The organism is Variovorax defluvii, assembly GCF_039541515.1.
Taxonomy (GTDB): domain Bacteria; phylum Pseudomonadota; class Gammaproteobacteria; order Burkholderiales; family Burkholderiaceae_C; genus Variovorax; species Variovorax defluvii.
Genome location: NZ_BAABGJ010000008.1, coordinates 248,878 through 263,764, shown reverse-complemented (window position 1 = coordinate 263,764; position 14,887 = coordinate 248,878). Strand labels below are relative to the sequence as shown.

Genomic DNA, 14,887 nt, shown 5'->3' with positions numbered 1-14,887 from the left:
CGGGCGCGGGCGCAGGCGCGGGCGCAGGCGCGGGCGCGGGCGCGGGCGCAGGCGCGGGCGCGGGCGCGGGCGCAGGCGCAGGTGCAGGTGCAGGTGCAGGTGCAGATGTCGTCGAGCCTGCAAAGCATGACTTCGCCGTCATTGGTGCGGGGTCCACGCCGAAGAAAGTGCTGGAACAGCTCGCGCTGCCGCTGACCGTCTTGCTGATCCAGCGCGTATCGGCGCCGAAGCTCACCAGGGCGGGGCTGCTCATGTTGAAGCTTCCACCCTCGTTGGCGACCAGCCTGTCGCCGGCGGGGGGCGCATTGCCCGGCGCCACGTTGGCGGCTTGCGGCGCCAGGACCTGGCAGGTCTTCGCCGCTCCAGGCGCTGGATTGGCACCGAAGAACTCGTTGGTGCAGGGGACGGTCCCGGATGCGGTTTTCTGCACCCAGCGGGTGTCGGCACCGTAGCGCACGGTGGTGGAGGTGGGCAGCGTGAAGGTCTGGCCCTGGTCGACCGCCTTGGACCAGTTGGCATCGACCTTCAGGATCTTGGCGACCGAGGGCACGCCCGCGCTGTCGATGACGAACAGCATGTAGTAGCCGATCGGCACCGTGTTCGGTCCTTCGTTGAGCGTGATGTTCACGGTCGAGCTGCCCGACGCCTGCGTGAACGGCAGCTCCAGGAAGCGCTGTTCGAAATTCGTCGAATGTGTGACGGACCCGGTGCGCACCAGCGTCACGCGCTGGATCGCCCGGCCCGAGGCCACGCTCACCCCGAAGCTGGCGCCCAGGTCGACCTTGGCGGGCGCGCTGTTGATCATGGGACGTGCCTGGCGCTGCCCGGTGCTGTCGAAAAGGTAGGGCGGCGAGTAAATCTCGGCATTGAGGTTGACCACCGGGCCCGGCGAACCACCGCCGACGGAGAGCACCGTGGCATCGGGCAGCAGGATCGCCGAGGAGTGATAGAGCCGCGGCTTGGCCGCCGATGCGCCGGTGCTCCAGGCCATGGTCTTCGGGTCCCAGATCAGCGTGGCATAGGCCGTGTCGACCATCACGTTGTCTTCGGAGGATCCGCCGGTCATGGCCACCTTGCCGTCAGCCAGCACGGTCGCCGTGCCCCAGACGCGGTTGGTGCCCGGCCCGGCGATGGGCGTGATGACCGGGGCAGGGCCGTTGACGTCGACCACCATCGCGCCGCCTTCGTCGTCGACCATCATCATCCGGCCGCGGTCGAACAGGGCCCAGGGCAGCATCCAGTCGGTGTTCTTGGGCAGCGTGCCGATGGTGCTCAGCGTCTCGGCCTCGACGTCGAGCTTGTACATGGTGCTGCCGCTGGCGATCACGACCTTGCCGTCGGGCGCCAGGAAGCCGCGCGGGTAGTACCAGTCGGCCGGCCAGTCGGCGATCTTGGAGAGCGTTCGCCAGCCGCTGCCAGGGGTATAGAGCTCCGGGGGCCCGGAGCCGGCACCGGTCCCGTCGATGCCGGCTGCGGTCAGCACCCGGCCATCCGCCAGCGGGAACAGCGAGCCGTACCAGCGCGCGTACTGCATCGGCGTGCCGGACGCCTTGAGCTCCAGCAGCACAGGGTCGAACAGATTGGTGTCGCGCACGCCCAGGTTCGCCTGCGTGCCATTGTTCAGGCCCCGGGTGTCGCCGCCCGCCAGCAACACCTGGCCGGTGGTGGGCAGCACCACCTGCGCATTGCAGAACAGGTCGGTGCGCGTGGCGTGCTGCAGCAGGCTATGGGCGCCGGTCGCCGGGTTCCAGACGTCGTAGTAAAGCTGTGCGCCCTGGTTGCCGTCCGGGTCCGTGCCGTAGCTCATGATCTTGCCGTCGGGCGTGAGGATGGCGTGGATCGCGTTGAGGGGCCAGCTGGTGGCGGCGGACCATTCGCCTTCGACGGCGGGATTGGCCTTGCTGCCCGTCTGCAAGCGCGGTTTCCTGCCCTTGGGCCCATCGCCCCGGTCGATCGGCGCGGGCACGTCCCGCTCGCGGGCGCGCTCGCGTTCGATGTCGGCCAGCGTGCGCACGGCGCGGCGGATCTTGGGCTTGCCGGAAGCGCTGGTATCGGCATTGGCTTCACGCGTACCGGTGGCGCCAGTGCCGCCCGTGTTGCCGGTACTGCCGGTGTTAGATCCGCCAGATGCCCTCGGCGCAGTCGTGGCGCCGGTGGCCGCCGCGGAGCCCGTGGCGGAGAGGCCCGTGCCGCTCGCCCCGCTCCCTTCCCCCCCGCCGCCACAAGCGGATATCAATGCCGCGACGGCGATGGCGACGAGGGTGGGGCGAAGGGTGCAAGAGCGGGGCGAGAGCATGGGCTTTGGGTGGTGAATTCCTGAATACTTTGGTCTTATAGATTCACAGGCGGTAACGTCCTTGTCGGACACGGCCTTCATCGGCCGTCCCGCTGTTGCAGCGGCGCCACGTGCCATGCGCCTTGGAGGCGCCTGGGAACCGGCACCAGGGGCCAGTTACTGACCGGTGCCATCCGTCGGGTGGCTTCATCACTGATCAGGACGCGCCATGCAAACGACACCACAGACCGAAGACCCCGTGAGCCCGCTCTCACTCTATGCATCAGCCATGCACGAACTCGCGGGCTTGATCGGCCTTGAACCCGCCGAAATCCTGAAGACCGGAAGCGTCGAAGCGGATGGCGTGCGCTTCTACTTTCAGGACCATACGGACGGCGAGGCCCCGGCACTCGGCGTCCTGGCGGAAATCGGCGAGATTCCCGCGGATGGCGAGGCGGACATCCATCGCCAGCTTCTCGAGGCCAATTCGCACCTCTCCCCGCAGGCGGGTGCCTATGCGCTGGTCCCCGGCACGAACCGCGCGGCGCTGCGCATGCATGTGCAGGTCGAGGAGGGGGCTTCCAACGGAGAGCGCCTGCTGAATGTCTTGAAGGAGCACCTGGCCACTTGCACGGCGGTTCGTCAACTGGGCACTCAGCCGGACTTCGAGTCCGGGACGAGCACGATCAATCTGGCCTTGGCTTGAGAGGAGACGCCATGAACGCTATTTCGCAGCAGCAGGCTCGGTTCAGTTCATTCCAGTCCGTGACCGTCGCATCCGCAGTGAGGTCCGAGAAGCTGACGATAACGCAGAGCGTGCATGCCGGTTTCACGTTGGGCGCGCCACTTCCCGCGCGCACAGCCTACGGGAAGGGCTTCATCCTGGGGTTTGTCGAATACAGGTCGACGACAGTCGTCCGGCAGACGGTAGAGCATTCTTTCTCCGTCTCTGCGCCTCTGCCTCGGACCAAGAACCCGGTTCAAGAGCTTCGGGAGAAAGGCCAACAGGATCCCTCCATGGCCATGCTCTACAGCCGAAAGACGACAACGACCTATCAGGTCACTGAAATCGCGGTGTTCTACTGCGTCGTCCTCCTGGGCCAAGCAGTCAAGCGCTCCGTGCCGCCCCCTCCAAAGCCGCTGCCTGCGCAACCGCCGAAGCAACTGCCAGCGGGCCATGTGCCTGCCGTTCGTGCAACACCTTCCTTCAAGCCGACGCCGGAACCCGTCAGCGGGCCCGCTGCGGCAACGGGGTCGTTGAATCCAGTGGGACCGGCGAAGGCCTCGGGGCAGTCGAACTGGGAGTACCTCCCAGGCGTCACGCCAAAAAAGGCTCGCTACGAGCTTTGGGGCATGGAAAACAGCAACAGGATGCGGCCTGTCGAGTTCTCCCTAACGGGCTCCCCGAATACGGTACGCAAGGTCACTCCTCGGGAACTTGCCCGGGACGGCTTGTCCTTTTCCGCCGTGAACGAAAACAACGCGGTGGAATCGATCCCGCTCGACAAAGTGAGCAGCTTCAGGGTTCTCAACGCGTAGGCGGCAGGATCACCGGCGGCGGAGGCGGCGAGGGCATCGTCGGCGCTGTCGGTGTGAAAGGCGGCGTCTGCACCGGCGGGACCGGCGGTATGGCAACGGGCGCGCGCGGCGGCCGCCCGGCAGCAGCAGGGTCCGGGGCCATCGATTGCGGCGGCGTGGCGGTCATGTCCACAGCCGGCCGGCCGTCGGTGGCGAGGGTGCCGTTGATCGCGCGCAGGTCGTCAGGCGTCAGCGTGCCGTTGGCCTGGCGCAGTTTCAGGTTGCCCAGCAGGACGTTGTAGCGCGCCACCGCCAGATCGCGCTTGGTCTGGTACAGCTGGCTCTGCGAGTTCAGCACATCGATATTGATGCGCACGCCCACCTGGTAGCCCAGGCGGTTGGCATCCAGCGCGCTCTGGCTGGAGGCCTCGGCGGCTTCCAGTGCCTTCACCTGGCCCGCGCCCGACACCAGCCCAAGATAGGCCGCGCGGGTCGCCTGCGTCACGCTGCGGCGGGTGGATTCGAGCACCGAGCGCGACTGCTCCTCCAGCGCCAGCGTTTCCTTCACGCGGTTCTCGATCGCGAAGCCGGCGAACAGCGGCATGCTGAAGTTCACGCCGATGGTGGCTGCATTGATGCGCGAGCGGCCGGTGGTAGTGCTGGTGCCCTGCGGGTTGTTCGTGATGTTGTAGCCCAGGTTGGCGTCGACGGTGGGCTTGTGGCCGGCCTGGGCTTTCTGCACTTCCAGCGAGGCCACGTCCAGGCCGAGGCGCGCCTGGCGGATCGAGGGGCTCACATCCTCGGCCTGCCTGACCCAGGCATTCATGTCCGCCGGCATCACCTCGGGCAGCCGCACCGGCGCGGCCAGCGCCACCGGTACGCTGCCGGGGCGGCCGACGAGCTGGTCGAGCGCGATCCTCTTGACCTGCAGATCGTTCTCGGCCGCGATCTCCTGCGAGATCACCAGGTCGTAGCGCGCCTGCGCCTCGCGGCTGTCGGTGATGGTCGAGGTGCCGACCTCGAAGTTGCGCTTGGCAGCCGCCAGTTGCTCGGCCGTCGCGGCCTTCTGGGCCCGCACCAGCGACAGCGTGTCCTGCGCCGCCAGCACGTCGAAGTAAGCCTGGCTGACCCGCACCACCAGGTCCTGGTCGGCGATGGTCAGCACCGCCTGGGCGATGTCCGCCTGGTACTTGCTCTGCTCGTAGGTGGCCCAGTTGGCGGGGCGGTACAGCGGCTGCGTGGCGTTGATGCCGACGCTCTGCGTGTTGAAGCCGCGCGAGGCGTCGCCCGCGGGCGTGTGCACGTCGAGCTCGGTGCGCGAGGCGCCGGCCGACAGTCCCACCGAGGGCAGGATACCGGCGCGGGCCTGCGCGGCGCGGGCCAGCGTGGCGTCGTACTGTGCGCGGGCCGCCTGGTAGGTTGCGTCGTAGCCGCGTGCCGCTTCATAGAGCTCGATCAGGCTCTGGCCATGGGCCGGCAGTGCGATCGCGGCGGCGAGGGCCGCCGTGAGGGGAAGAAGCCGGTGCACGGGCATGAAGCGTCCTTGGTCTTTCTGTCTGTCTGGTGGCGCTAGTCCACTAAAACACTGAAATCGACTGGTGCAGTCCACCCGATACGGGCGCGCTGCGGCGTTGCAAATGCTCGCGATACCGGCGGGTATCGCTGCGCTTTGCGCCTTGCATCGCATCCCGTCTCGGGCGGCCCTCACCAGTCATTTCAATATTTCAGTGGACTAATAGCGTGGAACGGAAGGATCGTGCTGGACCGACCACGCGTCGATGCCGCCGGCGACGTTCGCCACCTCGGCAAAGCCGTTCTGTTCGAGGAAGAGGGCGACGCGCTGGCTGCGCGCGCCGTGGTGGCACATGCAGGCGATGCGCCGGGCGGGGTCGAGTTCGGCCAGGCGTGCCGGGATCTCGTTCATCGGGATCGCGACCAGGGCGAAGCCCTGGGGCGCCACGCTCGCGGTCTGCAGTTCCCAGGGCTCGCGCACGTCCAGCAGGACCGGCTGCGCGGCGGTGTCGAGGGCGAACCAGTCGGCCAGCCGGGCCGGAGGGACTTGGTCGATCATGGGATGGCAGGCCCTAGAAGTTGAAGCGCGAAGGCGCCGGGAAGTTGAGCAGGCGCGGCGCGACGGTGTCCCAGGGCTGCAGGATGTCCCACTTGCCTTCGCCCACGCGGGTGACGAAGTGGGCGCGCATCATGGGCTCGTCGCCGACGATCGCGGCGAGCCGGCCGCCCATCTTGAGCGAACCCATCAGGCCTTGCGGCAGGCGCGCGACCGAGCCGCTGAGCACGATCACGTCGAAGGTCGGGCCGCTGGGCAGCGGCACGGCGCCGTCTCCGTGGCGCACTTCCACGTTGTTCACGCCGTTGCGGCGCAGGTTCTCGGCAGCCAGGGTGGCGAGGCCGGCGTCGATCTCCAGGGTCAGCACCTGGGCCGCGCGGTGCGCCAGCAGCGCGGCCATGAAGCCCGAGCCGGTGCCGATCTCGAGCACGGTCTCGTGCTTCCGGACGTGCAGGTCCTGCAGCATGCGGGCCTCGACCTTGGGGGAGAGCATCACCTGGCCGGGCTCCTTGTGCTTGGCGCCTTCGAGCGGGATCTCCATGTCGAAGAAGGCCAGCCCGCGGTGGGCACGGGGCACGTAATCCTCGCGGCGGATCTGCGAGAGCAGGTCGAGGATCTCGAGGTCCAGCACATCCCAGGGACGGATCTGCTGCTCGATCATGTTGAAGCGCAGGCGCTCCAGGTCGGGGTTGGCGGTCATGGTGGTTCCTCGTGTTCGTGTGTACGTGTGCGGGAGGCGGGATCAGGACAAACCTTCAATTTTAGGCGGCGTGTGTGACGCGCCGCCCTCGGGCCGTGGCTGGCGCTCGCCGCGCCAACGGCGCCTGGCCCACTCGGCCAGGTCGTCCATGTAGCAATAGACCACCGGGACCACCACCAGGGTCAGCAGCGACGAGGTGATCACGCCGCCGATCACTGCCTGGCCCATGGGCGCGCGCTGCTCCGAGCCTTCGCTGAGCGCGAAGGCCAGCGGCACCATGCCGAAGATCATGGCCAGCGTGGTCATGAGGATGGGGCGCAACCGCACGCGCGCCGCCAGCAGCAGGGCCTCGGCACGCGGCAGGCCAGGCGCGGTGCTGCCGTCCGGCTGCAGCACGGGCTCCCGCGCGCGGATGGCGAAGTCCACCAGCAGGATCGCGTTCTTGGTCACCAGGCCCATCAGCATCACGATCCCGATGATCGAGAACATGGACAACGTGGAGCCGAAGCCCATCAGCGCCAGCACCACGCCGATCAGCGTGAGCGGCAGTGCCGTCATCAGCGCCAGCGGCTGCAGGAAGCTCTTGAACTGGCTGGCCAGGATCATGTAGATGAAGATGATCGCCAGCGCCAGGGCCGAGACGGCGTAGCCGAAGGACTCCTGCATGTTCTTGGTCGAGCCGCTGAACTGCCAGGCGTAGCCGGGCGGGAAGGCGATGCCGGCGAGGGCGGTGCGGATGTCGGCCGACACCTCGCCGGCCGAGCGATTGGCGACGTTGGCGTTGATGCTCACCTCGCGCGCCAGCGCGCGGCGATTGATCTGGTTGGGCCCCGTGCTCTCGCGCACCTCGGCCACCTGCTGCAGGCGCACGATGCGGCTGGAGCCGTCGGCGTTGGCGCCCATGGTGGTGCTGACGAAGGGCAGGCGGGCCAGGTCGGCGGGCGAGTTGCGCACTTCGGGCGCCAGGCGCACGTTGACGTCGTAGGTCTGGTCGTCGGGCGCGCGCCAGTTGCCGACGGTGGTGCCGGCCACGAGCGTGCGCAGCGCCGTCGCGATGGGCGCCACGCCCAGGCCCAGGTCGGAGGCGGCGTCGCGCCGCACCACGACGTTCACCGTGGGCTTGTTGGGCTTCTGGCTGGAGTCCAGGTCCACCAGGCCGGGGATGGGGCGGATCGCCTCCATCACCCGCTGCGAGAGCCGCTCCAGCTCCTGCAGGTCGGGGCCCTGCAGCGAGAACTCGATGGCCTTGTTGCCGCCCACCGAATCGCGCAGGCCCACGTGGGTGACGGTGATGCCGGGGACCGTGCGCAGTCGCTCGCGCAGCACGGTGGACATCTGGTCCACGCTGCGGCTGCGCTGGTGGCGATCGACCAGGCGCACGTAGATGCTCGCGTAGATCTTGCCCTGGGCGTCGCCGGTGTTGATGGTGCTGAGCGTGTAGCGCACCTCGGGCATCTCGCGCAGGATGCCTTCGACCTGCCGCGCCCTGGCCTCGGTCACCTCCAGCGAGGAGCCGACCGGCGTGTAGAAGCTGATGTTGGTTTCGGAGTAGTCGGCCTTGGGCACGAACTCGCTGCCCAGCAGCGGGACCATGACGACGCTCGCGACGAAGATGCCGATGGCGGTGAGCACCGTCGCAAGCTTGTGGGCGAGCGACCAGCGCAGGATGGCCTGGTAGCCCTCGCCGAGGCGGTCCGTGGCGCGGTCGAACCAGCCCGTGACGCGGCCGATGGTGCGGTCGTAGAGGCCGGTGGGCGCCTTGCGTTCGCCGTGCGCATGGATGGACGGGTCGTGCCACACGCTGGAGAGCATCGGGTCCAGCGTGAAGCTCACGAACATCGAGATCAGCACCGCTGCCACGATGGTGATGCCGAACTCGTGGAAGAACTTGCCGATGATGCCTTCCATGAATCCGATGGGCAGGAACACCGCGACGATGGACAGCGTGGTGGCCAGCACCGCCAGGCCGATCTCCTGCGTGCCGTCCAGCGCCGCGGCGTAGGGCGCCTTGCCCATCTGCACGTGGCGCACGATGTTCTCGCGCACCACGATCGCGTCGTCGATCAGGAGGCCCACGCACAGCGACAGCGCCATCAGCGTCACCATGTTGATGGTGAAGCCGAACATGGCCATGAACCAGAAGGTGCCGATCAGCGCGATCGGCAGCGTGAGCCCTGTGATGACGGTCGAGCGCCAGGAGTTGAGAAACAGGAAGACGATCAGCACCGTGAGCAGGGCTCCCTCGATGAGGGTCTGCCGCACGTTGTCCACCGCGACGCGGATCGGCCGCGAGGCGTCGCCGATGGGCTCCAGCTTCACGCCGGGCGGCAGCTGCGGCGCGATGTCCACCAGCGCCTTGCGCAGGCCGTCCACCACCTGGATGGTGTTCTCGTCCTGCGCCTTCTGCACCGACAGCAGCAGGGTGCGCTGGCCGTTGTAGAGGGCCAGACTCTCGAGTTCCTGTGCGCCGTCCCGCACGCTCGCCACCTGGTCGATGCGGATCGGCGCGCCGCCCTTGCGCGCGAGGATGATGCGGCCGAAGTCCTCCGGCCGCGCCATGCGGGCGTCGATCTGCACCACCCGCTCCTGCTCCATCGAGCGCACCGCGCCCACGGGCAGGGCCTGGTTCTCGGCGCGCACCGCCTCCACCACCTGCTGGGCGCTGACGCCGAAGGCCTCCATCGCCTGCGGGTCGAGGTAGATGTTGATCTCGCGCTTGGTGCCGCCCACCAGGGTGACGGAGCCGACGCCGCGCACGTTCTCCAGGCGCTTCTTCAGCACCTGGTCGGCCCAGTTGGTGAGCTCCACGGCCGTGGGCTGCGTGCCCTTCGCACCGTCGGGCAGCACCGCCACCGACCACACCGGTCGCGAAGCCGGATCGAAGCGCAGCACGCGCGGCTCCTTGACCTCGTCGCGGAAAAGGGGCCGCACCGCCGCCACCTTCTCGCGCACATCGTCGGCGGCCTTGCGCCCGTCCACGTAGAGCTGGAATTCGATGATCACCACCGACTGCCCCTCGTAGCTGCGCGAGGTGAGGGCGTTGATGCCGGCGATGGCGTTGACGCCTTCCTCCACCTTCTTGGTCACCTCGCTCTCGACGATCTCGGGCGAGGCGCCGGGGTATTCGGTGATCACCACCACCACCGGGAAGTCGATGTTTGGAAACTGGTCCACCGCCAGCCGCTGGTAGGAGAACAGGCCCAGCACCACCAGCGCGAGCATCAGCATGGTCGCGAAGACCGGGTTCTTCAGGCTGACGCGGGTGAACCACATGGCGGGCCGCGGGCTTCAGGGGGCGACAGGCGCCGTGAGCTTGACCGCGGTGCCTTCGCGCAGCTGGCCCACCGTGCCGGCCACGACCGGCGCGCCTTCGTCGACGCCCTGCACCGCGATCAGCGTCTGGCCGCCGACCTGGCCGCGCGGCCCGGTCTGGACGGGGCGGTGCACGATGCGGCCTTCGATCACCACCTGCACGTAGGGCGCCGGCTTGTCGATGCGAACCGCCGACAGTGGCAGCGCCACCGCCTCGGCCTCGCCGACCGCCAGGGTGCCCTGCGCGAAAAGGCCCTGGCGGAAGCCGGTGCTGCGGTCCAGCCGCAGGTACACCAGCACGCTGCGGCTGCCGGCCTGCGCGCTGGGATTCACGCGCACCACGGTCGCATCGACCTGGTGCGCAGCGGCGGAGGGATCGAGCAGGCCGCTGCCTTCCACCCGCAGCGTTGCGCGCTGGCCCACGCGCACCGCGACCGAGTCGGCGGCCGAGAGCGTCGCCTCGACTTCGAGGCGGCCGAGGTCCACCACCTCGATCACCCGGGCATCGACCGAGACGCGCTCGCCGCTCTGCGCCAGGCGCTGCGCCACCTGCCCGTCGATCGGGCTGGTGAGCACGGTGTCGTGCAGCGACTTGCGCGCCATCTCCACCGCCGCCAGGGCGGCGCGGTGGGTGGCGCGGGCTGCATTGAGGTTGGACAGGGAGGTCTCCAGTGCGGTGCGCGAGATGAAGCCCTGGTCGACCAGGGCCTTGTTGTTGTCGTAAGTGCGCTGCGCCACCTCGGCCTGCGCGCTGGCGCTGTCTGCCTGCTCCTGCGCCTGGCGCACGCGGGACTGGTATTCGAGGGGCTCGATGCGCGCGATCACCTGGCCGGCCTTGACCGCGTCGCCCTCGCGCACCGTGAGGCCGGTCAGCTCGCCGGCCACGCGGGCCTTGACCAGGGCCCAGTCCACCGCCCTCAGCGTGCCCGACACCGGGAGGGTCTGCGCCAGCGTGCGCCGGGCCGGGCGGACCACGTCGGCCGGGGCCAGCTGGATCACGGTTTCGGCCGGTGCCGCCGCGGCGGCGGCCTGCTTCGCACGGCGCGCCTCGACGGCACGCAGTCCGCCGGCGACCAGCAGCACCAGCAGCACGGCCGCGACGCTCCAGGCAGAGATGCGCTTCATGCGGCCGCCTCCTGTGGCTTGCTCAGGCCGTGCAGCACCGTCTCGGCCTGGATCGCGAGGTAGGTCTCGGGATCGATGTGGGCGTCCGCGTCCACGCAGACCATGGCCGAGTGCTTCCACAGCATCAGGAAATTCATCGGTGCGATCACCGCGTAGATGGCATGGTCGACGTCCACCGGTCCGAATTCGCCGCTGTCGATGCCGCGCTGGATGATGCGCCGCAGGAGCGCGTGCCCCGGCCGCACCACCTCCTCGCGATAAAACTGGGCCAGTTCGGGGAAGTTGCTGCCCTCGCTGAGCATCAGCTTGGTCAGGCCCGAGGCCTTGGTGGAGCCCACGCGCTCCCACCAGATGCGCATGCAATAGCGAAGCATGTCCGAGGTGCTCCCCTCGAAGGCCTCGAACTCGGCATTCCATTCGGTGAAGCGGCCGGCGAGGTTCTCGATCACAACCGCCTTGAAAAGCTCTTCCTTGCTCGGAAAGTAGAGGAAGAGCGTGCCCTTGGAGACGCCGGCGCGGGCCGCCACCTCCTCGGCCCGCGTGGCGGCGAAGCCTTTGGCCACGAACAGGTCCAGCGCCGCCTCCAGCAACTCCCCGGGCCGCGCTTCCTTGCGGCGCGCGCGCTTGGCGCGTTCGGGGAAGAGCTTGTCGCTGAGGAAGCGGGGAGCGGGCATCGACTACTTAATGACTGGCGGGTTAGTAATGTAGTGAGCCCACTCCTTCGCGTCAAGCCGCCACAATGCGGGGTTTGTTCATTCGTGCCGCTGGAGCCCGTCCATGACATCACCGCAAACCGAAACCATCGTCCTGGGCGGTGGCTGCTTCTGGTGCACCGAGGCCGTCTTCGACAGGGTGCAGGGCGTGCTCGACGTGGAGTCGGGCTACAGCAACGGCGAGACGGTCAACCCCAGCTACGAGCAGGTCTGCACCGGCCGCACCGGCCATGCCGAGGTCGTGAAGCTGGTCTTCGACCCCGCGCAGATCTCGCTGCGCGAGATCCTCGAGATCTTCTTCGTGGTGCATGACCCCACCACCCTCAACCGCCAGGGCAACGACGTGGGCACCCAGTACCGCAGCGGCATCTACTACCTGGACGACGCGCAGAAGCAGGTGGCCGAACAGGTCATCGCCGATATCGGCGCCAGCAAGACCTACCGCGCGCCGGTGGTGACGGAGGTGAAGCCGCTGTCGAACTACTCTGCGGCCGAGGCTTACCACCAGGACTACTTCGCCAACAACCCGAACCAGGGCTACTGCGCCTTCGTGGTCGGGCCCAAGGTCGAGAAGTTCCAGAAGACCTTCGCCTCGAAGCTCAAGAAGAGCTGAGCGATGCGTTTCGCCCGCCGTCCGAGCCACGCCCGCGCACTGCTGTGCGTGCTGGCGCTCGCGCTGTGGCTGGCGACCACGCTGGGGCTGATGCACCGCACGCTGCATGGGCATGCGCTTTCGCATGCGCCAGCCGCCGCGGCGGGGCAAAGTGAAACGGGCCATCCTGTTCATGGCCTGTCAGCGCTTTTCGGCGGCCATGGCAGCGACGCCGACTGCCGGCTCTACGACCAGCTCTCCCACGGCCCGGCCGCGCTCTGCGTGCCGGCGTTGATGCTGCCGGTGCAGTTGCCGGCCGCCACCTTCTTGTTCCTCCTGGGCGAGGCACTCGCCCGCTGGGTCGCGCTGTTCGACGCGCGTGGCCCGCCTCCCGCTCGCTGAATCCCCTCCCGGACCGCGCTGCGGTGCCCCGCTCTTGCGGGACGCGGCCGGCTTCTTGTCGATTCAACGAGTGCCTCCTCATGTCTTCTTCATTCGCGCGCAACGCCGTGGGCGTCGCCGTTCTTTCCTTCTTGTCCTGCGCCGCCTGGGCGCAATCCGACGCGGCGGCGCCTGCCGGCTCGCTGCAGGAAGTCACGGTCACCGGCAACCCGCTGGGGGCCACCGGACTGATCGCGCCCACCACGGCCGTGTCCGGCGACGCCTTGCTGCTGCGCAGCCAGCCCACGTTGGGCGAAACCCTGAACACGCTGCCGGGCGTGGGCAGCACCTACTTCGGCCCCAACGCCAGCCGGCCCACCATCCGCGGCCTGGACGGCGACCGCATCCGCATCCTGCAGAACGGCGGCGCGGCCCCCGATGCCTCGGCCCTCAGCGACGACCACGCGGTGCCGGTCGATGCGCTGGTGACCGAGCGCATCGAGGTGCTGCGCGGACCCTCCGCCCTGCAATACGGCGGCAGCGCCGTCGGCGGGGTGGTCAACGTGATCGACAACCGCATTCCCAGCGAAGCGCTCGACGGCTTCGGCGGCCGCATCGATGCCGGCTGGGCCAGCGGCAGCCGCGAGAAAAGCGGCGGGGCGGTGCTCGAAGGCGGCAACGACCGCTACGCGCTGCACGTCGATGCCTTCAGCCGCGACGCGGACGACGCGCGCGTGCCGATCGAGCTGGGCTGCGAGAACCCGAAGCGTCCGGGCCCGGCGCGCAGGATCTGCAACTCGGCCAACCGGGCCGACGGCGGCGCCATCGGCGGCAGCCTGTTCTTCGACCAGGGCTGGATCGGCGCCTCGGTCAGCAGCTACCGCAGCAAGTACGGCACGGTGGCGGAGGACGACGTCAGCATCGACATGAAGTCCGACCGCTATGCGCTGGAAGGCGAGTGGCGACCTGGCGGTTTCGTCAGCAGCATCCGTGGCAAGTTCGGCTACACCAACTACCGCCACACCGAGTTCGAGGGCCAGGCGCCCGGAACCACCTTCGCCAACAGAAGCCACGACTTCCGCCTCGAAGCGCGTCACCGCAAGATCGGCAAGCTGGAAGGCCTGATCGGCTTCACCCGCGAGACCGGGGCTTTCTCTGCCGATGGCGAGGAGGCCTTCGCGCCGCACAGCCGCACGCGCTCGACCGCACTGTTCGTGCACGAAGAGTGGGGCATGCCCTGGGGCCGGCTGAGCTTCGGCGCGCGCACCGAGCGCGTGACGGTGCGCTCGCTGGGTTCGCCCGATCCGGCCGTGACGCGCTTCGCAGTCGGCGAGCGCAGCTTCAACCCGCGCAGCGCCGCGCTGGGCGCGCTGGTGGACCTGAACCCGCAATGGCAGCTGAGCTCCAACCTGGCCTACACCGAGCGCGCGCCCAAGGACTACGAACTGTTCGCCAACGGCCCGCACGTGGCGACCGCAGCGTGGGAGCTTGGCGATCCGAACCTGCAGAAGGAGCGGTCGGTGGGCTTCGACCTCGGCGCTCAGTGGAAGTCGGGCGCCAACACGGCCCGGGTCAACGCCTACGTCACACGCTTTCGCAATTACATCGGGCTGACGGCCTCGGGCAACGTGCGGGACGAGGAGGGCAATCTGAACCCTGCCCCGGTCGAGACCGAGGAAGGCCTGGTCTTCCCCGACGTGATGGACGAGTACGTCTACCGCGGCGTGCGCGCCCGCTTCACCGGCATCGAGGCCAGCGGCAACCTGCGCCTGCTGGGCATCGACGGCTTCGGCAAGGCGGCCGACGGTTCCACGCTGGATCTGCAGTGGCGCGGCGACCTCGTGCGTGCGAAGAACACCGACACCGGCGAGCCGCTGCCGCGCATTTCGCCGGCGCGCGTGGGCGCCACGCTGGTGTACGGAAACGGTCCCTGGACGGCGCGCCTGGGCTTCGACCACTACGCGGCCCAGCGGCGCGTGCCCGCCACCGGTGCGCGTGCCACCGATGGCTACACCTTGTGGAACGCGGCGCTCACCTACCGCATGAAGGTGCAGCGCGCCAGCCTCACCTGGTACGCGCGCATCGACAACGCGACCAACAAGCTGGCCTACAGCGCGACCTCGATCCTCACCACCACCGCTTTCCCGAACGGGCCGCTGCCGGGGCGCAGCGTGAAGGTGGGGCTGAGAGTCAACTTCTGAGG

At 68.7% G+C, this 14,887-nt stretch carries 12 protein-coding genes; 5 read left to right on the top strand and 7 right to left on the bottom strand.

Annotated features, from left to right (window positions below):
• Nucleotides 1-2,296, bottom strand: a 2,296-nt coding sequence (locus tag ABEA07_RS05040; protein ID WP_345536290.1) for a galactose oxidase early set domain-containing protein, incomplete at its 3' end; no start/stop codon positions are given.
• A 268-nt stretch (nucleotides 2,297-2,564) separates the two neighbouring features.
• On the opposite strand from ABEA07_RS05040, the gene ABEA07_RS05035 reads away from it, so the two are divergent.
• Nucleotides 2,565-2,981 carry a type III secretion system chaperone family protein gene (locus tag ABEA07_RS05035; protein WP_345536288.1) on the top strand — a complete coding sequence of 139 codons (417 nt, stop codon included), beginning with the start codon at nucleotides 2,565-2,567 and terminating at the stop codon, nucleotides 2,979-2,981.
• Nucleotides 2,982-2,992: 11 nt separating this feature from the next.
• Nucleotides 2,993-3,814, top strand: a complete 822-nt coding sequence (locus ABEA07_RS05030; RefSeq protein ID WP_345536287.1) for a hypothetical protein — start codon at nucleotides 2,993-2,995, stop codon at nucleotides 3,812-3,814.
• Here the strand turns inward: ABEA07_RS05030 and ABEA07_RS05025 are convergent.
• The 6 genes from ABEA07_RS05025 to ABEA07_RS05000 form a co-directional block, all read right to left on the bottom strand.
• Nucleotides 3,804-5,327, bottom strand: coding sequence for a TolC family outer membrane protein (locus tag ABEA07_RS05025; RefSeq protein WP_345536285.1), 1,524 nt, complete (start codon nucleotides 5,325-5,327; stop codon nucleotides 3,804-3,806). The genes ABEA07_RS05030 and ABEA07_RS05025 overlap by 11 nt on opposite strands.
• A 198-nt stretch (nucleotides 5,328-5,525) precedes the next feature.
• Nucleotides 5,526-5,864, bottom strand: coding sequence for a rhodanese-like domain-containing protein (locus tag ABEA07_RS05020; protein WP_345536284.1), 339 nt, complete (start codon nucleotides 5,862-5,864; stop codon nucleotides 5,526-5,528).
• A gap of 13 nt (nucleotides 5,865-5,877) precedes the next feature.
• Entirely contained in the window at nucleotides 5,878-6,561 is a 684-nt protein-coding gene (locus ABEA07_RS05015) for a protein-L-isoaspartate O-methyltransferase family protein (protein WP_345536283.1), read from the bottom strand.
• Between the two features lie 42 nt (nucleotides 6,562-6,603).
• Nucleotides 6,604-9,834: an efflux RND transporter permease subunit gene (locus ABEA07_RS05010; RefSeq protein WP_345536282.1), complete on the bottom strand. Its 3,231-nt coding sequence runs from the start codon at nucleotides 9,832-9,834 to the stop codon at nucleotides 6,604-6,606.
• Between the two features lie 15 nt (nucleotides 9,835-9,849).
• The gene (locus tag ABEA07_RS05005) at nucleotides 9,850-10,998 is read right to left on the bottom strand and encodes an efflux RND transporter periplasmic adaptor subunit (RefSeq protein ID WP_345536281.1); all 1,149 of its coding nucleotides are present in this window, start codon (nucleotides 10,996-10,998) and stop codon (nucleotides 9,850-9,852) included.
• Nucleotides 10,995-11,672, bottom strand: coding sequence for a TetR/AcrR family transcriptional regulator (locus tag ABEA07_RS05000; protein WP_345536279.1), 678 nt, complete (start codon nucleotides 11,670-11,672; stop codon nucleotides 10,995-10,997). The genes ABEA07_RS05005 and ABEA07_RS05000 overlap by 4 nt, the downstream gene beginning before the upstream one ends.
• 103 nt (nucleotides 11,673-11,775) lie before the next feature.
• Between ABEA07_RS05000 and msrA the strand changes: the two genes are divergently transcribed.
• From msrA to ABEA07_RS04985, 3 genes are all read left to right on the top strand, one after another.
• Entirely contained in the window at nucleotides 11,776-12,324 is a 549-nt protein-coding gene (msrA, locus tag ABEA07_RS04995; protein ID WP_345536277.1) for a peptide-methionine (S)-S-oxide reductase MsrA, read from the top strand.
• 3 nt (nucleotides 12,325-12,327) lie between these two features.
• Nucleotides 12,328-12,705 carry a hypothetical protein gene (locus ABEA07_RS04990; protein WP_345536275.1) on the top strand — a complete coding sequence of 126 codons (378 nt, stop codon included), beginning with the start codon at nucleotides 12,328-12,330 and terminating at the stop codon, nucleotides 12,703-12,705.
• Nucleotides 12,706-12,785: 80 nt separating this feature from the next.
• On the top strand, nucleotides 12,786-14,885 hold the full coding sequence (locus ABEA07_RS04985) for a TonB-dependent receptor (protein ID WP_345536274.1): 2,100 nt from the start codon (nucleotides 12,786-12,788) through the stop codon (nucleotides 14,883-14,885).
• The last annotated feature ends 2 nt before the right edge of the window (nucleotides 14,886-14,887 follow it).